General features: G+C 62.9%; 21 protein-coding genes. 5 read left to right on the plus strand and 16 right to left on the minus strand.

Annotation, left to right across the window (positions count from 1 at the left end):
- Positions 1-71: 71 nt before the first annotated feature.
- Both P0D73_RS25290 and P0D73_RS25295 read left to right on the plus strand, forming a co-directional pair.
- Positions 72-1,382: an ATP-binding protein gene (locus tag P0D73_RS25290; protein ID WP_408176227.1), complete on the plus strand. Its 1,311-nt coding sequence runs from the start codon at positions 72-74 to the stop codon at positions 1,380-1,382.
- Positions 1,379-1,921, plus strand: a complete 543-nt coding sequence (locus tag P0D73_RS25295; RefSeq protein ID WP_012431409.1) for a response regulator transcription factor — start codon at positions 1,379-1,381, stop codon at positions 1,919-1,921. The genes P0D73_RS25290 and P0D73_RS25295 overlap by 4 nt, the downstream gene beginning before the upstream one ends.
- Before the next feature lie 140 nt (positions 1,922-2,061).
- Here P0D73_RS25295 and hslU read toward each other — a convergent pair whose 3' ends face one another.
- The 9 genes from hslU to P0D73_RS25340 form a co-directional block, all read right to left on the minus strand.
- Complete coding sequence (hslU, locus tag P0D73_RS25300) at positions 2,062-3,408, minus strand: ATP-dependent protease ATPase subunit HslU (protein WP_132376394.1); 1,347 nt, start codon at positions 3,406-3,408, stop codon at positions 2,062-2,064.
- A gap of 9 nt (positions 3,409-3,417) precedes the next feature.
- Entirely contained in the window at positions 3,418-3,954 is a 537-nt protein-coding gene (gene hslV / locus P0D73_RS25305; RefSeq protein ID WP_132376393.1) for an ATP-dependent protease subunit HslV, read from the minus strand.
- A 416-nt stretch (positions 3,955-4,370) separates the two neighbouring features.
- Positions 4,371-4,790, minus strand: coding sequence for an RNA polymerase-binding protein DksA (gene dksA / locus P0D73_RS25310; RefSeq protein ID WP_012431412.1), 420 nt, complete (start codon positions 4,788-4,790; stop codon positions 4,371-4,373).
- Positions 4,791-5,480: 690 nt separating this feature from the next.
- Positions 5,481-6,569, minus strand: a complete 1,089-nt coding sequence (locus P0D73_RS25315) for a CobW family GTP-binding protein (protein ID WP_132376392.1) — start codon at positions 6,567-6,569, stop codon at positions 5,481-5,483.
- Between the two features lie 202 nt (positions 6,570-6,771).
- Entirely contained in the window at positions 6,772-7,974 is a 1,203-nt protein-coding gene (locus tag P0D73_RS25320; protein WP_408312686.1) for a class I SAM-dependent rRNA methyltransferase, read from the minus strand.
- An 89-nt stretch (positions 7,975-8,063) separates the two neighbouring features.
- Entirely contained in the window at positions 8,064-8,987 is a 924-nt protein-coding gene (xerC, locus tag P0D73_RS25325) for a tyrosine recombinase XerC (protein ID WP_408433223.1), read from the minus strand.
- A gap of 40 nt (positions 8,988-9,027) precedes the next feature.
- Positions 9,028-9,759, minus strand: coding sequence for a DUF484 family protein (locus tag P0D73_RS25330; RefSeq protein WP_408433225.1), 732 nt, complete (start codon positions 9,757-9,759; stop codon positions 9,028-9,030).
- Between the two features lie 57 nt (positions 9,760-9,816).
- Positions 9,817-10,704, minus strand: coding sequence for a diaminopimelate epimerase (gene dapF, locus P0D73_RS25335; RefSeq protein WP_408176222.1), 888 nt, complete (start codon positions 10,702-10,704; stop codon positions 9,817-9,819).
- Between the two features lie 95 nt (positions 10,705-10,799).
- Positions 10,800-11,684: a lipid A biosynthesis lauroyl acyltransferase gene (locus P0D73_RS25340; RefSeq protein ID WP_408284401.1), complete on the minus strand. Its 885-nt coding sequence runs from the start codon at positions 11,682-11,684 to the stop codon at positions 10,800-10,802.
- Positions 11,685-11,961: 277 nt separating this feature from the next.
- On the opposite strand from P0D73_RS25340, the gene metK reads away from it, so the two are divergent.
- A complete protein-coding gene (metK, locus tag P0D73_RS25345; RefSeq protein ID WP_132376386.1) occupies positions 11,962-13,152 on the plus strand; it encodes a methionine adenosyltransferase in 1,191 nt (396 codons plus the stop codon).
- Between the two features lie 180 nt (positions 13,153-13,332).
- Here metK and P0D73_RS25350 read toward each other — a convergent pair whose 3' ends face one another.
- The gene (locus tag P0D73_RS25350; RefSeq protein ID WP_132376385.1) at positions 13,333-13,698 is read right to left on the minus strand and encodes a hypothetical protein; all 366 of its coding nucleotides are present in this window, start codon (positions 13,696-13,698) and stop codon (positions 13,333-13,335) included.
- A 4-nt stretch (positions 13,699-13,702) separates the two neighbouring features.
- The gene (locus P0D73_RS25355) at positions 13,703-14,098 is read right to left on the minus strand and encodes a hypothetical protein (protein ID WP_408176218.1); all 396 of its coding nucleotides are present in this window, start codon (positions 14,096-14,098) and stop codon (positions 13,703-13,705) included.
- Between the two features lie 60 nt (positions 14,099-14,158).
- Here P0D73_RS25355 and P0D73_RS25360 point away from each other — a divergent pair, with 60 nt between their 5' ends.
- Positions 14,159-14,920, plus strand: coding sequence for a phytanoyl-CoA dioxygenase family protein (locus P0D73_RS25360; RefSeq protein ID WP_408433228.1), 762 nt, complete (start codon positions 14,159-14,161; stop codon positions 14,918-14,920).
- Positions 14,921-14,994: 74 nt separating this feature from the next.
- On the opposite strand, the gene P0D73_RS25365 is transcribed toward P0D73_RS25360, so the two are convergent.
- The gene (locus tag P0D73_RS25365; protein WP_132376382.1) at positions 14,995-15,201 is read right to left on the minus strand and encodes a DUF3185 family protein; all 207 of its coding nucleotides are present in this window, start codon (positions 15,199-15,201) and stop codon (positions 14,995-14,997) included.
- Positions 15,202-15,416: 215 nt separating this feature from the next.
- Here P0D73_RS25365 and mgrA point away from each other — a divergent pair, with 215 nt between their 5' ends.
- Entirely contained in the window at positions 15,417-16,460 is a 1,044-nt protein-coding gene (gene mgrA, locus P0D73_RS25370; protein WP_408176215.1) for an L-glyceraldehyde 3-phosphate reductase, read from the plus strand.
- A 65-nt stretch (positions 16,461-16,525) separates the two neighbouring features.
- Here mgrA and P0D73_RS25375 read toward each other — a convergent pair whose 3' ends face one another.
- The 4 genes from P0D73_RS25375 to P0D73_RS25390 form a co-directional block, all read right to left on the minus strand.
- Positions 16,526-16,711, minus strand: a complete 186-nt coding sequence (locus P0D73_RS25375; RefSeq protein WP_007179669.1) for a hypothetical protein — start codon at positions 16,709-16,711, stop codon at positions 16,526-16,528.
- 272 nt (positions 16,712-16,983) lie between these two features.
- Positions 16,984-18,264, minus strand: a complete 1,281-nt coding sequence (locus P0D73_RS25380) for an MFS transporter (protein WP_408284392.1) — start codon at positions 18,262-18,264, stop codon at positions 16,984-16,986.
- Positions 18,265-18,415: 151 nt separating this feature from the next.
- On the minus strand, positions 18,416-19,945 hold the full coding sequence (locus P0D73_RS25385) for an efflux transporter outer membrane subunit (protein ID WP_408433230.1): 1,530 nt from the start codon (positions 19,943-19,945) through the stop codon (positions 18,416-18,418).
- Positions 19,942-21,405, minus strand: coding sequence for an efflux RND transporter periplasmic adaptor subunit (locus P0D73_RS25390; RefSeq protein WP_408433232.1), 1,464 nt, complete (start codon positions 21,403-21,405; stop codon positions 19,942-19,944). The genes P0D73_RS25385 and P0D73_RS25390 overlap by 4 nt, the downstream gene beginning before the upstream one ends.
- Positions 21,406-21,436 lie beyond the last annotated feature (31 nt).

Raw genomic sequence — 21,436 nt, forward strand, 5'->3', positions numbered from 1 at the left:
GCAAAAATTCCATGTTACCGGCGCGAAGCCGCGAGGTAAGTCGGACTAGTCCGAACAGGTAAATTAAAGTCATGCATCGAATAACCAACACCGGCCGCGTCAATCTCGGACATCTGTTCTGGCTACGCTGTCTCGCGATCATTGGCCAGTTGATGACGATCGCGTTCGTGCAGATCTTCATCGGTGTGCACCTGCCGTTGCCTGCCATGCTGCTCGTGATCGCGCTCGAAGTGATCTTCAACGGGATTACATGGTGGCGCGTCTCGCAGCAGCGGCCCGAATCCAACATGGAATTGTTCGGCCAGATCTGGGTCGATCTGGGCGCGTTGTCCGCATTGTTGTTTCTCTCCGGCGGCACCACTAATCCCTTCGTTTCGCTCTACCTGCCATCGCTCGCGATTGCCGCTGCCGTGTTGCCGTGGCATCTGATGGCGTGGCTCGCGGCGTTCGCCGTGGCCTGCTACGCGGTCCTCGGTTTCGATTCCGTGCCGCTGAATCTCGACAATCCCGCGAACCTGTTCGACTACTACCGCGCGGGCATGTGGGTGAACTTCATGGTCAGTGTCGGCCTCATTGCATGGTTCGTTGCGCGCATGTCGCGAGCATTGCGGCTACGTGACGCAGCGCTCGGAGACGCGCAGCAGCGCTTGCTTCACGACGAACGCGCGGTCGCTCTGGGTGTGCAGGCCGCTACCGTTGCGCACGAAATCGGTACGCCGTTGTCTACAATTGCCATGTTGTCCGAAGAATTGCGAGATGCAGCGCGTTCCGATAAGGGACTTGCACCTTATAGCGCCGATCTCGAACTGCTCGAACAACAAATGACATTGTGTACGTCGGCGCTTGCGCGCTTGCGCAGCCGGGCGTCGACAACCACCAACCGGCAGCAGGTCGGCGAGTGGCTCGAATCGTTCGGCGAGCAGTGGCGCTTGCGTCATCCGCATGTGAAATTCGAGCGGATCGGCGTGCCGCCGGAAGATGTCAGTCTTGACGATACGGTTGCGGTGAGCCAGATTCTCACGATTTTGCTCGACAACGCCGCGCGTGCAAGCCGCGATCACGTGACGCTGTCCTGCACGCTGGCGTCACGCGGCGACCAGATCGTATTCGAAGTATGTGATGCGGGCCCGGGCATTCCGGCCACGTTGCGTGGCTCGCTCGGCGCGGTGCCGGTCGAGAGTACGCAAGGTGGACACGGCGTGGGCCTCTATCTGGCTTTTTCGGCGGCGGCGCGTCTGAAGGGATCGATCGAACTGACCGATGTCAGCACGATCAAGCCGCGTGGTACGCGCGCGGTCCTGAAGCTGCCGCTCGCCGGGCGCAAATTTTCTGGCAAAGGCCGTCAAGGCGCTGCGCCATCCAACACGGAGAAACAGGCATGAGCGATATGAATTTTCTGGTGATCGACGACGATGAGGTGTTCTCCGGCATCCTCGCACGCGGTCTCACCCGGCGCGGTTACACGGTGAGCGAAGCGCACAACGCTGATGAGGCGATCAAGCTGGCGAATCAGCAGAAGTTCAGCCAGATCACGGTGGATCTGCATCTCGGCAACGACTCCGGTCTGACGCTCGTCGCGCCCTTGCGCGATTTGCAGCCCGACGCGCGCATGCTGGTGCTGACCGGCTATGCGAGCATCGCCACCGCGGTGCAGGCAGTGAAAGACGGTGCCGATAATTACCTGGCTAAGCCTGCCAACGTCGAGACGATTCTGTCGGCGCTGCAAAGTGAGGCGAGCGCACTGCAAGCAGAAGAGGCGATCGAGCATCCCACGCCGTTGTCGGTGGCGCGGCTGGAGTGGGAGCATATTCAACGCGTGCTCGCCGAGCACGGCGGCAATATTTCCGCTACCGCGCGCGCGTTGAACATGCATCGACGCACGCTGCAACGCAAGCTGGCGAAGCGGCCGGTCAAACAGTAAGCGCGGAGTTCTAGTTCCGCTTGTCGTAAGCAAATAAAAACGGGCTGCCTGATCAAAAGGTAGCCCGTTTTTTATACGCATCACATCTGTTTTGCCTCAAGCAGGGAACACAACAGCTCGAGGCAATCTCAGCATCGACTTCACAGCACGTAGCGCGAGAGATCCTCGTCTTCCGCGACTTCGTTCAGCGCGCGATCGACATAGGCCGCGTCGATCTGCACCGTCCTGCCCGAGTGATTACCGGCCGCAAACGAGACTTCCTCGAGCAGCTTTTCGATCACCGTGTAGAGACGCCGTGCACCGATGTTCTCGGTCTTCTCGTTCACCGAGTACGCGATCTCGGCGAGGCGGCGAATGCCGTCGTCCGCGAATTCGAGGTGCACGTCTTCGGTGGCGAGCAGTGCCTGATATTGCTTGACGAGGCTCGCGTCCGTGGACACCAGGATCGATTCGAAGTCGTTCACCGAGAGCGAGTCCAGTTCGACGCGAATCGGAAAGCGGCCCTGCAGTTCGGGAATCAGATCGCTCGGCTTGGCCAGGTGGAATGCACCGCTCGCGATGAACAGAATGTGATCGGTCTTCACCATGCCGTACTTGGTGTTGATCGTGGTGCCTTCGACCAGCGGCAACAGATCGCGCTGCACGCCCTGCCGCGAGACTTCGCCGCCGCCGGCTTCGTTGCGCGAGGCGATCTTGTCGATCTCGTCGAGAAACACAATGCCGTTCTGCTCGACGTTCTGTACCGCCTTGGTTTTCACCTCTTCGTCGTTCAACATCTTGCCGGCTTCTTCGTCGGTGAGGACTTTCAGCGCTTCCTTCACCTTCATCTTGCGGCGCGTTTTCTTGCCGCCGCCGATGTTCGCGAACATCGAACGGATCTGCTCGGTCATGTCTTCCATGCCCGGCGGCCCCATGATGTCCATGCCGACTTGCGGCTGTTCCACGTCGAGCTCGATTTCCTTGTCGTCGAGCAGGCCTTCGCGCAGGCGCTTGCGGAATGTCTGGCGCGTGGTGCTGCCTTCGTCGACGGTATCAGCCGCGCTCGAGCTTGCGCCGAAGCCGACCGGGCGCGCGCTCGGCAGCAGAATGTCGAGAATGCGGTCTTCGGCCTGATCTTCGGCCTTGGTCCGCACTTTGCGCATTTCCGTTTCGCGCGTCTGCTTGACCGAGATTTCGATCAGGTCGCGCACGATGCTGTCCACGTCACGGCCCACATAGCCGACTTCGGTGAACTTGGTCGCTTCGATCTTGATGAACGGCGCGTCGGCCAGTTTCGCCAGACGCCGCGCGATTTCGGTCTTGCCGACGCCGGTCGGTCCGATCATCAGAATGTTCTTCGGCGTGATTTCCTGACGCAGCGGATCTTCAACCTGCTGACGGCGCCAGCGATTGCGCAGCGCCACGGCCACCGCTTTTTTCGCGCGGCCTTGGCCAATGATGTGTTTGTCGAGTTCCGAGACGATCTCGGCAGGGGTCATGGTGCTCATCGTGGGTCCTTACTCGATCGTCTCGATAACGCGGTTATGGTTCGTGTAGATGCACATGTCGCCGGCAATCTCCAGCGACTTCTCCACGATTTCACGGGGCGACAGGTCAGTGTTGTCGGAGAGCGCTTTCGCGGCGGCTTGCGCATAGGCGCCGCCCGAGCCGATCGCGCAGATGCCGCCTTCCGGATCGAGCACGTCGCCGTTGCCGGTGATGACCAGCGTGGTGGTGGCGTCCGCGGCGATCAGCATGGCCTCGAGACGGCGCAGCATGCGGTCGGTGCGCCAGTCTTTGGCGAGTTCGACGGCGGCGCGCGTGAGGTTGCCTTGATGTTTTTCCAGCTTCGCTTCGAAGCGGTCGAGCAGCGAGAAGGCGTCGGCTGTGCCGCCGGCGAAGCCGACCAGCACCTTGCCGTTATAGATGCGCCGGACTTTCTTCGCACCGCCTTTCATGACGATGTTGCCTAGCGTCACTTGGCCGTCGCCGCCGAGCGCGACCTTATCGCCGCGGCGCACGGAGACGATCGTCGTGCCGTGAAATTGCTCCATATGCGTTCCTCTTTGCAAAACGGGTAGGACGCGGCAGCGCACTGCGCTACCGCATGAATCCTGAAAGCGGACGGCGCGCGACGCTAACAAACGAACCGGCCGGCGCGCGCTCGTGCAGCGCATGCCCGATTTATTTTAGGGCGTGCGCGGTCATATCAAGAGCCGGCAAATGGCATAAGACAAAAAACACGCGAATTGGTGCGAGGAGCGGACGACGCGCGCAAGAGTGGGCACCGCGTGCAAGGGAAGAGACAGAAAGACAGCCGCAGCGGACGTTCGCCGGGAAGCCGCGTAAAGCCAGCGTCAAGGCGGCGCGAAAGAAAGCATCACACAAAAGAAAAAGGCGCACGGCTCACCGTGCGCCTCTCGACGAAGCAGCGTTTCAGGGCGCGGAGCCGAAGCCGCGCCGCAAGCCTTCAGTCGCCGAACAGCTTCTGGCGCAGTTCGCGGCGCTCCTGCGCTTCGAGCGACAGGGTGGCCGTGGGCCGTGCGAGCAAACGCGGGATGCCGATCGGCTCACCGGTTTCTTCGCACCAGCCGTAGTCGCCCGAATCGATGCGCGCGATCGACTGCTGCACCTTCTTCAGCAGCTTGCGCTCGCGGTCGCGCGTGCGCAGTTCGAGCGCATGCTCTTCCTCGATCGTCGCGCGGTCGGCCGGGTCCGGCACGATTACCGTTTCGCGCAGGTTTTCGGTCGTCTGGCCGGCATTGCGGAGAATGTCCGCCTGCAGCTGTTCGAGCTTGTTCTTGAAGAAGGCGAGCTGATCCTCATTCATGTAATCCTTGTCGCTCATCTTCAGGATTTCGGCTTCGGTCAAGAGTCGTTTCGTCGTCATCTGGCTTACTTCTTCAATGTGAGGCAAAACTCTTACATAGTGCCCGCACTTTCGTATTGCCCGCAAATGCGCCTCGAGGACGCGGAGCGCCAAGGCGGGCACGGACGATGGACTGTCGTGACGCCGAAGCGCTTGGCGCCCACACGCCGGGCGTCGCAACGCTAATGCGGGGCCGAACTCCTCTGGAAACCGATTCTCAGATGCTCCTGAGGCATTGCTTGCCGACAGCGCGCCTTTTCAGGCGCTGCCAGCCGGCATTGTCGGCGTATCGTCCGGATAAGATTTTCCGGCGCCTTTCAGGCCCGGCGCGGAATACGCGCTGACGGGGCAATTCGTTGTCATTCTCCAGTGGGCACGTATTGTAACTGAATCACAATCTAGCACCGCAAGTGGTGAAAATCCCCGTGCGGCACCCCGATATCCCGAAAATATAACGCGCGCACGATCAAAAAGCGATGGTCGTGCACGCTTTAATACAGCAGGGTTTTCACGTGCTTTTCACACGCGCGACTTTTCAGTCAGCTTTCGACTGCCGGCGGGCGGATTCAGCAGATGATTTGGCGGCCGCGCGCTTTACGAATACACCCATTTTGGGCCTGGCAGCACGGTGCATGCCGCGCCGCGCGGCGCCGAGCGGGCTGTCGCTCCGACTGAATGACAAGCCCCGGACAAGCCGGGGCGCCACGCATATCACGCGAGGCAGGCGTCCAGACCGTCGGTGATCAGGTCTTGCGGCAGTTCGATGCCGATAAACACCATCTTGTTGGTCTTTTTCTCGATCGGCTGCCATTTCGCGGCCAGATCGCTGCCCATCATCTGATGCACGCCCTGAAATACCACCTTGCGGTCGACACCCTTCATATACAGCACGCCCTTGTAACGCAGCAGGCGCTCGCCGTAAATCTGCAGAATGCCGCCGAGAAAGTCTTCCAGCTTGTTCGGATCGAACGGCCGGTCGTTGCGGTAGACGAACGACTTGATCTTGTCGTCGTGGTGCGCATGGTGGTGATGCGCGTGATCGTGGCCTTCGTGATCGCACTGCCCGTGGTCGTGATCGCAGTCGGCGTGATCGTCGTGAGTGTGGCCGTGCTCGTCATGCGCGTGAGCGTGGCTGTGCGCATGTTCGTCTTCGACGAGGAAGTCCGGATCGATCTCGAGCTTCGAATTCAGGTTGAAGCCGCGCAGGTCGAAGATTTCCTTGATGTCCGCTTCGCCGAAATTGACGACCTTGATCGCCGCCCTCGGGTTCATGTGCAGCAGGCGGTGGCGCAGATCGGCCAGTTGCTTTTCATCGACCAGATCGGACTTGGTGATGAACAGGCGGTCGGCGAAACCGACCTGGCGCTGCACGACTTCGTGCTCATCCAGCTGGTGGTTCGCGTGCTTGGCGTCGACCAGCGTGATGATCGCGTCCAGCAGGAATTCGTTGGCGATCTGGTCATCCATGAAGAACGTCTGCGCAACGGGGCCCGGATTGGCGAGGCCCGTGGTTTCGATCACGACGCGGTCGAAATCCAGTTTGCCGGACTGTTTCTGCGCCGCCAGATCGCCCAGCACGCGCGACAGGTCGCCGCGAATCGTGCAGCAGATGCAGCCGTTGCTCATCTGGATGATCTGCTCGCCCGTGTCTTGTACGAGGATTTCGTTGTCGATGTTCTCTTCGCCGAACTCGTTCTCGATCACGGCGATCTTCATGCCGTGCTTTTCATTCAGGATGCGCTTGAGCAGGGTGGTTTTGCCGCTGCCGAGAAAGCCGGTCAGGATGGTGACTGGAATCATATTGGTCGCCTGTATTGTCGTGAAACGGTGCGTAATCGGGTGAATAGCGAATGCGTAGGCCGGGCGCGCAGCCGGGTGGCGCGCTGCCCTGTCCAGGCGGTTATTGAAACATATCTGCCGAGCCGGCGTTGGCGAGCCCCTGTTCGAGCCCGCTTTCACCGATGCCGGTGGCGCCGGAAATATCCCCTAAAACTATGGGCGATCAGGCGATTTGCAACAGCAGGCCCTTCAGGTATTCGCCTTCCGGGAACGCGGTGAGCAACGGGTGATCCACGCCGGCCCCCAGTCGCTTGAGAATCCGGGCGTCCACGCGCGCGTCGGCGGCCGCGCCGGAGACGATTTTCTGGAACAGTTCGGCGTCGATCGCGCCGGAGCACGAATAGGTGAAGAGCAGGCCGCCCGGGCGCAGCAGCTTCAGCCCGGTCAGGTTGATGTCCTTGTAAGCGCGCGACGCGCGGTCCACATGTTCACGCGACGGCGCGAATTTCGGCGGATCGAGCACGATCAGGTCGAAGCGCTCGCCGTCGTCGTAAAGGCGGCGCAGTGTTTTGAACGCGTCGGCGTCGAGCCAGGCGGCGCGTTCGGCGTCGAAACCATTGGCCGCCACGTTTTGCTGGGCGATCGCCAGCGCGTCGCCCGACGAATCGATCGACACCACCCGTTTGGCGCCGCCTTTCAACGCTGCGAGCGAGAATCCGCCGGTGTAGCAGAAGCAGTTCAGTACCTCGCGATCCTGCGCGAGCTGTTGCACCAGCAGGCGGTTGTCGCGCTGGTCGACGTAAAAACCGGTCTTGTGGCCGTTGCGCACGTCGACGTGATAACGCACGCCGTTTTCGCTCGCAATCAACGCTTCCGACGGCGCTTCGCCCGCCAGCACGCCCGTGACCTGTTCAAGTCCTTCCTTCTGACGAATCGACACGTCCGAGCGTTCGTAGACATTCGGACAGCCGGTCGCGCCCGTCAGCGCCGCAACGATCGCTTCCTTCCACGCCTCGACGCCCGCCGCCATGAACTGGCAGACCAACTGGCTGCGCTGGCCTTCGTCCTCGGCAACGTAGTGATCGACGATCAAGCCCGGCAGGCCGTCCGCCTCGCCGAAAATCAGCCGGACCGCGCCGGTGTCGTGGACCATCGTCTGACGATGGGCGAGCGCGCGCTGCACGCGCCGCTTGAAGAACGCGTGATCGATCGGCTCGGATTCGTCGAAACTCCACACGCGGGCGCGGATCTGCGAGTGCGGGCTGTAGGCCGCGCGCGCGAGAAAACGGCCGTCGTGCGCGCGCACCAGCACGGTGGCGCCGGGCGCGGGATTGCCGTCGATCCGGTCGATCGCGTTGGCATAGACCCACGGATGGCGGCGCAGCAGCGACTTTTCTTTCGACGGTTTGAGCGTAACGGTATTCATCAGGGTGTCAGAGAGAGCAATGGGCCGCGCGGCTTAGCGCACGCGGCAGGTGAAGCGAAGGCGGAGACTGCACGCCGCGAGTCGCGGAGTCAGTCGCGTTTTTTGGCGCGCGGATGAGCCTGATCGTAGACGTGCGCGAGATGCTGGAAATCGAGCGCGGTGTAGACCTGCGTCGCGGTGATGCTGGCGTGGCCAAGCAGTTCCTGCACGGCGCGCAGATCGCCGCTCGACTGCAGCACGTGCGTGGCGAACGAATGCCGCAGCACGTGCGGATGCACATTGGCGGGAATGCCGGCGACCAGTGCCGCGCGCTTCACGCGCTCACGCACGACGTTCGGCGACAGTCGATTGCCGCGCACCGACAGGAACAGTGGATGCGGATCGTGCTTCACCATCTGGTCACGGACGGCGAGCCAGGCGCTCAAGGCTTCCAGCGCCTTGCTGCCGACCGGCACGACGCGGCGCCGATTGCCCTTGCCGAGCACTTCGACTTCGGCGGAATCGAGCTTGAGCCAGCCGGCCGAGCGGTAGCCGTCGGCATCGGCGAAACGGGCATCGAGACCGACCAGTTCCGCGAGCCGCAGCCCCGACGAGTAGAACAGTTCGAGCATGGCGTGATCGCGCAAACCTTCGGGCGATGCAGCGGGCGGACTTTCCATCAGGCGCGTGGCGTCGTCGACGGAAAGCGCTTTGGGCAGCGTTTTAGGCTGCTTCGGCGCGCGCACGGTCGCGACCGGATTGGCCGGCAGATCGACCCGGCCGGCGAGCCAGCGGTAAAACGCGCGCCACGCCGACAGCCGGTGACTGATTGAGCGCGCCGTCAGGCCGCCGGCGTGCGCTCGCGAAACGGCGCCGCGAATGTCCACGGCGGTCAGGCTTTCGAGCGGCCTGCCTTTGGCCAACTGCTTGAGTTCTTCGAGTTCGTGGGTGTAGCCGCGCAGCGTATGTGCCGACAGCCGCCGCTCGTGTTCGAGATTCGACAGATAGGCGGCGATCGGGTCGGCGGCGGTCACGATGGGCTTGTTGAGCGGCTGGCGCGGAGCTAGATGCGGCTCAACGCGGCAACAGACGGCTCAGCGCGGCGCTGGCCAGCGCGCCGATCTGCGTCAGGAAATCGGTGGCCATGCCGTCGTGGAAGCGGCGCGCGTCGGCCGAGCCCATCACCAGCAGGCCGAAGGTCGGCGCTTCTTCCTTGCCTTCGGGATCGCGCAGCGCGAGCAGGGCGATCGATTCCGTGGCGTGCGCCAACTCGGACGCGGCGTGGCCGGCCGCGCCCTCGTCGCTCACGGCGGCCACGGCGGCCACGGACGGCGCCAGCCACTGCGCCGCCTCGAAGCCGGTATTCGCGCCGCAATACGGCGTGGTCAGGCTATTAGCGAAGATGCGCACTTCCTCGCCGACATGGCGTGCGAAGTCGGCCTGAGCATACGGCTCGGCCACATCCCACACGCGCAGCGCGGCTTGCGGCACGTCGAAGATGTCGCGCAAACCGGTGGCGATCGTGCGCGGCAGCGCATACGGATCGCGCTCAGCCATCACGCGAATGGTCCAGCGGTTGAATTTCGACGCGATGCTGTCGTTCTCGTGGCCGTAGCGCAGGAGTTCGGCGAGGCGTCGTTCGAGATGCTTGTTCTTGTCGCGCAGCATTTCCATCTGCCGTTCCTGCAGCGACACCGCGGCTTTGCCGTGTGGATTCGCGAGGCGGATCGTCGCGAGCATTTCCGCGTGTTCGGCGAAAAATTCAGGATTGGCGAGCAGATATTCGGCGACTTCGCGATCGTTCATGGTTTCGGCTAAAGGACTACGGGGCGACGCCTTGAGGCGAAGCATCGGTCAATGAGTTTATGCGGCCTGTGAATCGGCTAATGAGTCGGGCAGTTCGATTTCGCCTTCGAAGACGGTCGCGGCAGGCCCGGCCATCAGCAGCGGCTCGTCTGCTTGCGTGCTGTCCCACGTGATGGTGAGTGTGCCGCCGTGCGTGTGCACGAGCACCGGTGCGTCCAGCAGCCCGCGCCGGATGCCGGCCGCGACGGCCGCGCAGGCGCCCGTTCCGCACGCCAGCGTTTCGCCCGCGCCGCGTTCGTACACGCGCAGCTTGATCTCGCTGCGGCCGACGATCTGCATGAAGCCCGCGTTCACCCGCTGCGGAAAACGCGCATGACGCTCGATCACCGGGCCTTCGACCAGCACCGGGAATGCTTCGACGTCGTCGACCACTTGCACGGCGTGCGGGTTGCCCATCGACACCACCGAAATCCAGCGCGTCGTGCCGCTCACGTCGAGCGGCCAGAGCGTGTCCGCGCCTTCGCGGCGGCCTTCCAGGCCTTTGGTGGCGAACGGTACGCGTTCCGGGTCGAACACGGGCGAGCCCATGTCGACCAGCACTTCGCCGTTTTCCTGCATGGTCAGCGTGATGGTGCCCTTTTGCACCTGCACGCGCACGCTGCGTTGATCGGTGAGGCCGCTGTCGCGCACGAACTTGACGAAGCAGCGCGCGCCGTTGCCGCAATGCTCGACCTCGCCGCCGTCGCAATTGAAGATGCGATATCTGAAATCGACGCCGGCCACCGTGGGCTTTTCGACCAGCAGCAACTGGTCGGCGCCGACGCCGAAATGCCGGTCCGCGAGCGCGCGCACCTGCGCCGGCGTCAGGTTGACCGGTTGGGTGTAGCCGTCGAGCACGACGAAGTCATTGCCCGCGCCGTGCATTTTGGTGAATTTCAGTTTCATCACGCTATTGTAAGTGACGCGCCGTTGGGTGCGCCCGAACGCCGCGTTATTTCCGCGTCCGGGCGCTTTCTTCGCACACCGCGAAGGCGGCCCGTTCAATACACGCTCGGTTCGCCCGGCGGCCGGGTTTTGAAGCGCTTATGCACCCAGTAGTACTGCTCGGGCATCAACGGAATCTGCTCTTCCAGGAAAGCATTCATGCGACGGGCGTCCGCATCGTCGTCACCGGTCGGGTAGTTTTCCCACGGCTTGAACACCTTGAGGCGGTAGCCTTTGTAATTCGGCAGCACTTCGCCGATGAACGGCACGACCTGCGCGTGGCCGACCTTGGCCAGACGCCCCACCGCGGTCAGCGTGCAGGTCGGCACGCCGAAGAACGGCACGAAGGTGGAGTTGCGAGCGCCGTAGTCCATATCGGCGCCGAGCATCACCGGCTTGCCGTCGCGGAGCCAGCGCAGCACGATGCGCGCGCTGTCGGCGCGGCTCGCCATGTCCGCGCCGAAGCGCGCCCGCGCGGCTTTGGCGACTTCCTCGAGCTCGGGATTCGACATCGGCTGATACAGCGAGCCGCATTGGCGCTTGAGTGAGTAGTTCAGGAAGATTGCACCGGCTTCGATGCCGACGAAGTGCAGGCCGAGGAGCAGCGTGGGCGGCAGATTCGGGTCGGTCAGATCGATTTCGCTGTCGACCTGGATCAGCTTTTCGAGCTTCTTCGCCGAGCCGAACCACTGCACGCTGCGCTCGAGGTAGCTGCGGATCGCGTGGCGGAAATGCTTCTGCGCGACGTCTTCACGGCGCTTGTCGCTCCATTCGGGGAAGCACAGCTTCAGATTGATATGGACGATGCGTTTGCGCCGGCTCGGGATCTGATACAGCAGCCAGCCGAGTCCGTCACCGAGACGGGCGATGACACCATAAGGTAACAGTGCAAACAGTTTCAGCAGCCCGATCGCGAGTTTGGCGCCATAGCGGCTCAGCATGCCACCCCCTGAAAAGATGCGCGGGGCAAGGCAGGCTTCAGGAAAGCGGAAAAGTTGACGTAATGCCGCACTCTTGGACACTCTGTGACAATCATAAGAAGTCGCTATAATAAGGGCTTCGCCGAGTTAATAGACAACTTGCGGGGCGAAGCCGGTGGCTGCAAACCATGTGATTTGCGCCTCCCGGTAAGGTAATCCGCTAAAGCGTCGCCGCTTCAAGGCTCCCGAAGCTGGCTACGTGAAACTCAACCGTAACCACAAAACAGGAGTCTGCAACGTGGCAAACGACTATCTCTTCACTTCCGAATCCGTCTCCGAAGGCCATCCCGACAAAGTCGCGGATCAGATTTCGGACGCCATTCTCGACGCCATCCTCGCTCAGGACAAATACTCGCGTGTCGCCGCGGAAACGCTGTGCAACACTGGTCTCGTCGTTCTGGCCGGTGAAATCACCACCACCGCGAACGTCGATTACATCCAGGTTGCGCGCAACACGATCAAGCGCATCGGCTACGACAACACCGACTACGGCATCGATTACCGCGGCTGCGCGGTGCTCGTCGCATACGACAAGCAATCGCCGGACATCGCCCAGGGCGTGGACCGCGCGCACGACAACAACCTCGATCAAGGCGCCGGCGACCAGGGCCTGATGTTCGGCTACGCGTGCGAAGAAACGCCGGAACTGATGCCGCTGCCGATCCACCTGTCGCACCGTCTGGTGGAGCGTCAGGCAAATCTGCGCCGTGACGGCCGTCTGCCCTGGCTGCGTCCGGACGCGAAGTCGCAAGTCACAGTGCGTTATGTCGACGGCAAGCCGCATTCGATCGACACCGTGGTGCTGTCCACGCAGCATTCGCCGGACATCGATCTGGGCACGCTGCGCGAAGCCGTGATCGAAGAAGTCATCAAGCCGACGCTGCCGGCCGAACTCATCAAGGGCGACATCAAGTTCCTGGTGAACCCGACGGGTCGTTTCGTGATCGGTGGTCCGCAAGGCGATTGCGGTTTGACCGGCCGCAAGATCATCGTCGATACGTACGGCGGTGCCGCACCGCACGGCGGCGGCGCGTTCTCCGGCAAGGATCCGTCGAAGGTCGACCGTTCGGCGGCCTACGCCGGCCGTTATGTCGCGAAGAACATCGTGGCCGCGGGCCTCGCTTCGCGCTGCCTGATTCAGGTGTCGTACGCCATCGGCGTCGCCCAGCCGACGTCGGTCATGGTGAACACGTTCGGCACGGGCCGCGTGTCGGATGCGACTATCACGCGTCTGGTGCAGGAGCATTTCGACCTGCGTCCGAAGGGCATCATCCAGATGCTCGATCTGCTGCGCCCGATCTACGAGAAGAGCGCGGCTTACGGTCACTTTGGCCGCGAAGAGCCGGAATTCACGTGGGAATCCACGGACAAGGCATTGGCGCTCGCCGAAGCCGCTGGCACGGAACCGGTTGCCGCGCTGGCCGAATAAGCGCGAGTTGTCCGTTTCAACAAAAAACCCTGCGGGCGTGAGCCAGCAGGGTTTTTTACTTTGCGGCGGTCGCTTTGCTGCGCAATCGACCCGCGGCTTCACCGGCCGCGATGGGCTTTCGCATCGTCAGCGCGTAGTGCTTGGAACCGCGCGGGTCGAGCAGCGTGTTCTGTACTCGCCTTAACGGCTCGCAAACGCGAACGCGAACCAGCCGGTGCTGCCATTCGTCGACATCCGACGCGGGCGGCGGCTCGTGTTCTGCGGCACGGCGACGGGTGCGCGTTGCGCGGTGAGGCGCAGCGGCGTCGGTTTGCGCAGCAGCGTGCGCAGCGAAAAACGGCGCGAGCTGCCTTGCAGACGCAAGGCGGAGAAGAACGTGTTGAACCAGGTGCGAATGCCGTCGACGGCTTTGGCATCGCGCCATTGTTCGCCCAGCGCGCGGGTGCGGGTGGCGTGATGGCGCAGCGCGCGCACGACATGGCGGCGCGCAGGACGCGCCGCTTTCAGTGCGGCGCGGGTAAGACGGGTGCTCAGGAGAGTATGCATGGCTTCACAAGTAGGCAACGTGTCGCGCGACGGAATGTGCGCCATGAAGAGCACCAAATGTGCCAATGGCGGTGTCGCGATGGACGGCGCGAAAGCCTGGAATTCGACTGAAAAATGCACGGAGTACAGCGGAGTCGGCCTTGGTGGCCTGTGCGCGGCGCGAAAGTGCGGGAGTGACGATCAACATGCAGCGCAGGTTACACGCGATTCGTGACGTCATAAAGTCCGTTTTTACCCTGCAAATACGGGTTTTTACGGGGTAGATCGCGATTTGCGGCTGCGGGGTCGCGCCCTTTGCGGTCGATTTTTGTGCGTGCTTGCCCGTTTGAAGTGCCATGAAATCGAGCACGACGCATGAAAGCAGTGCGTAAGCTGCGGTTTTGCGGCGGTGAAACAGCACACTGTGCGATCGCGCCCGTTTTACAATCGGGCATCAGCTTGTCGACAGTAACGGAACACCATGTCACTTCATTCCAAGAAAGAGCAGATTCAGACGTTGCGGGAGCAGGGTTTTGTCGTGGTGCCCGGATTGATGTCGCCCGAGCGTGGCGATGAATTGAAGCAGATTGCGCAGCGTCAGTTGCAGGAAGCAGCCGCGCCGATCGAGTTCGAAGCGGATCTGCAGTATCCCGGCGCACCGAGCTCCAAACAGGCGCCCGGCGGCCATACGGTGCGGCGGCTGCTGGATGCGTATGGACGTCATCCGAGTTTCGCGCAGTGGGCGACCGCGCCGGAAATTCGCGGCTGGATGGAACTGTATTTCGGCGAGGAGCCGCGTCTGTCACGCGCACACCATAACTGCATGATGACCAAGCATCCGGCGTACGGCAGCTTGACCGGCTGGCATCGCGACGTGCGGTATTGGTCGTTCGAGCGGGACGATCTGGTTTCGGTGTGGCTTGCAGTCGGCGCGGAGACGGTGGATAACGGCGCGCTGTGGCTGGTTCCGAAGTCGCACAGCGCCGCGTTCACCTCCGACCGGTTCGATCAGTCCAAATTCTTCCGCTCCGATCTGGAAGAAAATCAGGAATGGATTCGCACGGCGGTGTCGCCTGAACTGAAGGCCGGCGACGTGGTGTTCTTTCACTGCAATACGCTGCATTCGGCCGGCAAGAACATCAGCGATCAGGTGAAGTTTTCGCTGGTGTACACCTATCACGGCGCGAGCAACGTGCCGTTGCCTGGCACCCGTTCGGCTGCGAAGCCCGAAGTGGCGTTCTAGGTTTTCGATCTCTCGCGGCGGCGCATCGGCTTCACACGCTGAAAATCCGAAGCGCCGCGCGCTCGCGCACGCCGTTAGCGCTTGCGTCCCGACAAAGCCATTCCCGTCAATCCGGCGATCGTGGCCACGACGCCGCCCACGATCAGCATGATCGCCTTGTTGGTCGGTGAACCGGTAAAGACGCGCGAGACGTCGCTACTCACCGAATTGAACGCCTGCCCGCCGAAATACAGCAGCACGACACCGCCGACAATCAACGCGATGGAAATCGCCTTCGTCATCTACCTCTCCCATGAGCTTGAGTCGGGCAAAGTGTAGGGGAGCCGCAGGCGATCGTCCATCCCGCATACTGGGTGTCTGCATGCATCGCGTCGATTCGCTACCATAGCGGTCTGGCCGCACCCCCTCCTACAAAAATACAGCAGCACGCCTCCCGCAGCATGCAATTGCCCATGCCCGCACTGGTCGGGCGCCTTCACCATCAAGGACACTAGCAATGGCTTACGAAGCAGCTTCAGAACGCTATTCGGATATGCAGTACCGCGTCTGCGGCAAGTCGGGTCTCAAACTGCCGGCGCTGTCGCTCGGACTGTGGCACAACTTCGGCGACACCACGCCGATCTCCACGCAGCGCGACATCTTGCGCACGGCCTTCGACCTGGGTATCACGCACTTCGACCTCGCCAACAACTACGGGCCGCCGTACGGCAGCGCCGAAACCAATTTCGGCCGGCTTTTCAAGGACGACTTCAAGCCGTATCGCGATGAGCTGCTGATTTCGTCGAAGGCCGGTTGGGACATGTGGCCGGGTCCGTACGGTCAAGGCGGCGGTTCGCGCAAATACGTGCTCGCGAGTCTCGATCAGAGCCTGCAACGCATGGGCCTCGACTACGTCGATATTTTCTATTCGCATCGTTTCGATGCCGATACGCCGCTCGAAGAAACCGCGGGCGCGTTGGCGAGCGCCGTGCAGCAGGGCAAGGCGCTGTACATCGGGATTTCGTCGTACTCGGCAACCAAAACGCTCGAAATGGCGAAGCTGCTCGCCGGGTACAAGGTGCCGCTGCTGATTCATCAGCCCGCGTACAACATGCTCAATCGCTGGATCGAACACGAGTTGCTGGATACGCTCGAGAAGGTCGGTGCCGGCGCCATCGCGTTCACGCCGCTCGCTCAGGGTCTGCTCACCGGCAAATACCTGAACGGCGTGCCGGAAGACGCGCGCGTCAACAAGCCGGGCGGTGGATCGTTGAAGCAGGAGCATTTGAGCGCGCAAAACATCGAACACGTGCGCAAGCTCAACGACATCGCGCAACGTCGCGGCCAGAGCCTGGCGCAGATGGCGCTCGCCTGGGCGCTGCGCGATCCGCGCGTGACGTCCGTGCTGATCGGCGCAAGCCGTGCGGAGCAGGTGCGCGAGAACGTCGGTGCACTGAAGAATCTCGCGTTCTCGAAGGACGAACTGGCCGAGATCGACCGCTACGCGACCGAAGGTGGCATCAACCTGTGGGAAAAGCCGTCCACGGATCAGGCGATCTGATCCCCGCGCCTTGGTCCTTCACGCCGCAGCAATAGAAAAGCCGCCCACGGGGCGGCTTTTTTCTTTTAGACGAGCGCCGGCAAACCTTCGACCAGCACGACCGCGAACACTACGCCGATCAGCGCGCCAAGCACGCGCAACGCGTTGTGCCGGAATTCCGTCTTGCAGGGAAGCGCACCGACAAACAAAGCCCCGGCCAACGCCATCGGAATGACCAGGATGAAATCGCCGATCGTGAAGTAGGTCGTCATTCTTGTCTCCATATGTATTCCGGCGAAGGCGGCGGCTCGATTTATGGAGTCATGCACCGCCCACGCTCGATTTGAGTATAGGAGACAAGTGAAGTCGATATGACGGCGCTTTGCGGCGCTGCAGCGGCTATTCGCAAGCCGCTGAACCCGGTGCGGCAAGGGCCGCCGCGATTGCCGCGACGCAGCAAATGCGACGCAAAAAATGTCGCGTTCGTTTACGTCGGCCTTACGTTTTAGCGTCATTCAATGCGCGTTGGGTCGTCGCGCGAGCATCAGATGCGAGGTTGCTCACGTCCGCGCAAGCGCATCGTTGCAACCAGTCCGATGATGAGCAGCACGCCCACCAGTCCCGCGACACCGTTCCATCCGAAACCGGCCCACACGTGACCGCCATACGAGCCGACCACGCTGGACCCGATGTAATACGCGAGCAGATACAGGGCGGCGGCCTGACCTTTGGCATCCTTGGCGAGGCGTCCGACCCAACTGCTCGCCACCGAATGTCCGGCGAAGAAGCCGAACGTCACGCACGCGATGCCGGCCGCGATCGCCGCCAACGGCTGCAACATGGTGAGCGCGAGACCGAGCACCATCAACAGCAAGCTGGCGGTGAGCACGCGAGCGCGGCCGAAGTTATCGGCCATGCGCCCCGACCACGGCGAGGCGACCACGCCTGTCAGATACACGACGAAGATCGCGCCGATCTCCGTCTGATTCAATTGATAAGGCGGCGCGAGCAAGCGGTAGCCGATGTAGTTGTACAGCGTGACGAAGCTGCCCATCAGCACGAAGCCGAGCAGAAACAGCAGCGACAGTCCGGGTCGCGTGAATTGCTTGAGCAGGGCAGTGCGGTGATGCGTAAAGCCGAGTCCGCGCCGCGGTACGAAATGGCGTGACGGTGGCAGCAGCGCGCGAAACGCGAGCATCGACAGAATGCCGAGCACGCCGATCGTGCCGATCGCGACACGCCACGAAAACAGATCCGCGACGACGCCGGTGATCACGCGTCCGGCCATCCCGCCGATCGCCGTGCCGCCGACATAGAGTCCCATCGCGAGGCCGAGCCCGTCGGGATGCACTTCTTCCGCGAGATAGGCCATCGCGACGGCGGGCACGCCGCCGAGCGCGAGACCTTCGAGCGTGCGCAGCACGAGCAGTTGGTGCCACTGCGGCGCGATCGACACACCGATGGTCAGCAGCGCGGAAAGGGTGAGCGACAGCGTCATCAGCTTGTGACGGCTCCAGCCTTCCGAAACGAAGCCGGCGACGAACACCGCAAGCGCGAGCGCGGCCGTGGTCAACGAGAGTGACAGGCTGCTTTGTGCCGGCGTCACGTTGAACGCCGTCGAAAAAGACGGCAGCAAGGGCTGCACGCAATAGAGTAGCGAGAACGTCGCGTAACCGGCGAACAGCAACGCGATGCTGGCGCGCCAGTACGCGCGTGTGCCGCGTTCGAGGTATGGGATGTCGGGCACGGCGGAAGCGGTCGAAGAAGCGGTCGAAGCAGGAGCAGTCGAAGTAGCAGTCCGGTGGGAGTCCGGCGGCGGGGTCACGAAAAAATCTCCTCAGGGATGCAAAGGACACAAAGGAGTTAAGGATACGCTGAAAAGAGCGCGCGAGTCAGTGCAGAGCGCGGTTAACCACCACGACGACGCGATCTGCCGGCACGTCCTGCGCCCTCTTCGCGGCATCGAAAAACGATGACTACCCGCGCGTCGCGGCATCGCTGGCGGGCGCGGAAGGATGCACGATCTGCTCATCCGTCGGCAGCGCGGACGCGTCCCAGCCACCGCCCAGCGCCTTGATCAACGCCACGCTCGCGGCCATCCGCCGACGCGCGATCGACACGGCGTCGCGCTCGTTGGTGAGCGCAGTGGTTTGCGCGACCACCACGTCGAGATACGTGATCGCGCCGTTCTTATAGCGATTCGATACGACTGCCAGCGCACGTTGCGCGGCGGTCACCGCATCGTCCTGCGCGGTCGCTTCCTGTTCGAGCACGCGCAAGGCGGCGAGATTGTCCTCCACCTGGCCGAAGGCGCTCAGCACGGTCTGCCGGTATTGCGCGACGCTTTCGTCGTAGTGCGCGCGGGCCTGTTCCTTCACGGAAGCGCGTCCGCCGAAGTCGAGCAGCGTGCCCGCCAGCGTCGGCCCCAGCGACCACAGCCGGCTCGGCGCCAGCAACCATTGACTGTAGTTGGTGGCTTCGAGGCCGCCCGTCACCGACAAAATGAGGTTCGGAAAAAACGCCGCCGTCGCCACGCCGATCTGCGCATTCATATCGGCGACGTGCCGTTCCGCCGCCGCGATGTCTGGGCGGCGTTCGAGCAACGCGGACGGCACGCCCGCCGCCGCCACGACCGGCACCGCAGCGAGCGGCGCAACCGGCAGGGAAAACGTGGAAGGCGGCTGGCCGGTCAGTATCGCGATCGCGTGTTCGAGTTGCGCGCGCTGCACGCCGAGGTCGAGTGCTTGCGCCTGGGTGGTCTTCAGTTGCGTCTGCGCCTGCGCGACATCGGCGTCCGTGGCGATGCCGCCGGCGTAGCGGTGCTGCGTCAGATCAAGGGCTTGCTTGTAGGCTTCGATCGTGTCGTCGAGCAGTTGGCGCTCCTGATCGAGCCCGCGCAGCTCGAAGTAGTCGGTGGCGAGTTCGGCCTGCATCGACAGGAGTACGGCTTGTGCATCGGCGGCGCTGGCCTGCGCTTCGGCTTTCGCGCCTTCGACACTGCGCGACACGCGGCCCCACAGATCGGGTTCCCACGACGCGTCGGCTTGCACGAGGTAGTCGTTCAGCGTGAGGCCGGCGGTCGATTTGTGCAGCACGTTTTCCGACGAACGCGCGCGTGAATAGGCGCCGGTCGCGGTGACGACCGGGAAGAAGCTCGAGCGATATTGCGCCACGGTTGCGCGGGCGGCGCGAAAGCGTGCTTCGGCGGCCTGCACGTTCTGGTTCGCGCTCGCGACCTGTTGTTCGAGCGCGTCGAGCGACGGGTCTGCATAGATGCTCCACCACGCGCCGCGTGTGAGCGTGTCGGCGGGTTGCGCGGGTTTCCAGCCGGTGCCGTCGAGTTCCTTGTAGGTTGCGGCGGTGGTGGCGGACGGCTTCACATAGTCAGGGCCGACGGTGCATGCGGTGAGTGCGCATACGCTTGCTAGCGCCAAAGCGGACGCGCGCAGCGAGACGTGTCGCAGCGGTGGGGCGACGAAACGGCGACGAGATGCCGGCGCGTTCATGATGATGTCCTCGCGAACAGCAATGAGGCGACGTGCGCAGTCTCGGAGCTTGAGGCTATCGCGCTGGAGGAACCTGCCGCTCCGTCACCGCTCGTCACTGCGCCGGACGCGCTCCCTGCCGCGCCACCACTCGCGACCGCGGCGGATGCGCCCGCCGCCGCTTTGCCGTTTGCCGCTGCGCCAGACGCGCCCATTCCCCGTTCACCGCTTGCCGCTGCGCCAGACGCGCCCGCTGCCCCTTCACCACCAGCCGCCGCGCCAGAAGCAGCCGTTGCCTCACCCGCTTTCGCCGCCACGATCCGCACCGGTGCGCCATCGACGATCGAGTCCTGTGGATTCAGGATCACCTGCTCATCGCCTTGCAGGCCGGACACGATCGCCACGCGCGTGCCGAAGTCCGTTCCCAACGACACCGGCACGAGCTTCACTTTGTGTTGCGCATCGACGATCGCGACTTTCACACCATCCGGACGGAACAGCAGCGCATTGCCCGGTAACGTGAACGGCGCCGCGCCCGTGCCCAACGCGAAGTGCACTTGCGCATACGCGCCCGGTAGCAAATCGCCATTGCGGTTATCGACATCGACTTCGACCAGCATCGTGCGTTGTTGCGGATCGACGGCGCCCGCGGTGCGCGCTACGGTGCCCGGATAATGTTTCGCCGGCGTCTCGGTCAGAGTGAGAAACGCGTTCTGCTGCGCGCGAACCTGCTGCGCGTAAGCCTGCGGCACATTCACATAAACGCGCAGCCGATCCGCCTGCGCGACATGAAACAGCTCCTTCGCTGGGCCGCCGGAACTGCCCGCGTCGATCAGCGCACCGACATCGACATTGCGCGCCGTCACGATGCCGTCGAACGGCGCATACACCTTCTGGAACGACTGCGTCTTCTCGAGCCGCGCCACGTTAAAACGCGTGGCGTCGAGCGTGGCTTTCTTGGCGAGCATGTCGCCGACCTTCTCGTCGGTTTCCTGCTTCGAGACGGATTTGCTTTTCAGCATGTCGGTCCAGCGGTCGGCGGTGCTTTTCGCGAGCGCATAGTTGGCGTTGGCGTTCGCGAGATCGGCACGGGCGGCGCGCAGTTGATCGTCGACTTCCGGCGTATCGATCTCCGCGAGCAACTGGCCGTTTTTCACGTGCGCGCCGATGTCGGCGTACCACTTCTTCAGATAGCCGTTGGTGCGCGCGTAGATCGGCGTATCGAGAAAAGCCTGCACATTGCCGGGCAGCACGAGATCGAGTCCGACCGTTGACTTCTGCGGCCGCACGACTTCGACGCTCGTCTGGCTCGCATGCTCGGCATCGCGTTCGAGCGCCGCGTGTGCATCGTGGCGCGACCAGATACCTTGTGCCGCCAGCGCGATGACGGCTACGGCAACCGCAATGCCGATCCAGCGTGCGCGCTTTGCCTTTGCCGGATCGCGCGCAGTGCCGGAACCGTCTGGACGTTGTCCTTCCATCAAACTTCCCCTGTCAAGATGCATGGGCAGT

It is taken from the genome of Paraburkholderia sp. RL18-101-BIB-B (assembly GCF_046026985.1).
Lineage (GTDB): Bacteria > Pseudomonadota > Gammaproteobacteria > Burkholderiales > Burkholderiaceae > Paraburkholderia.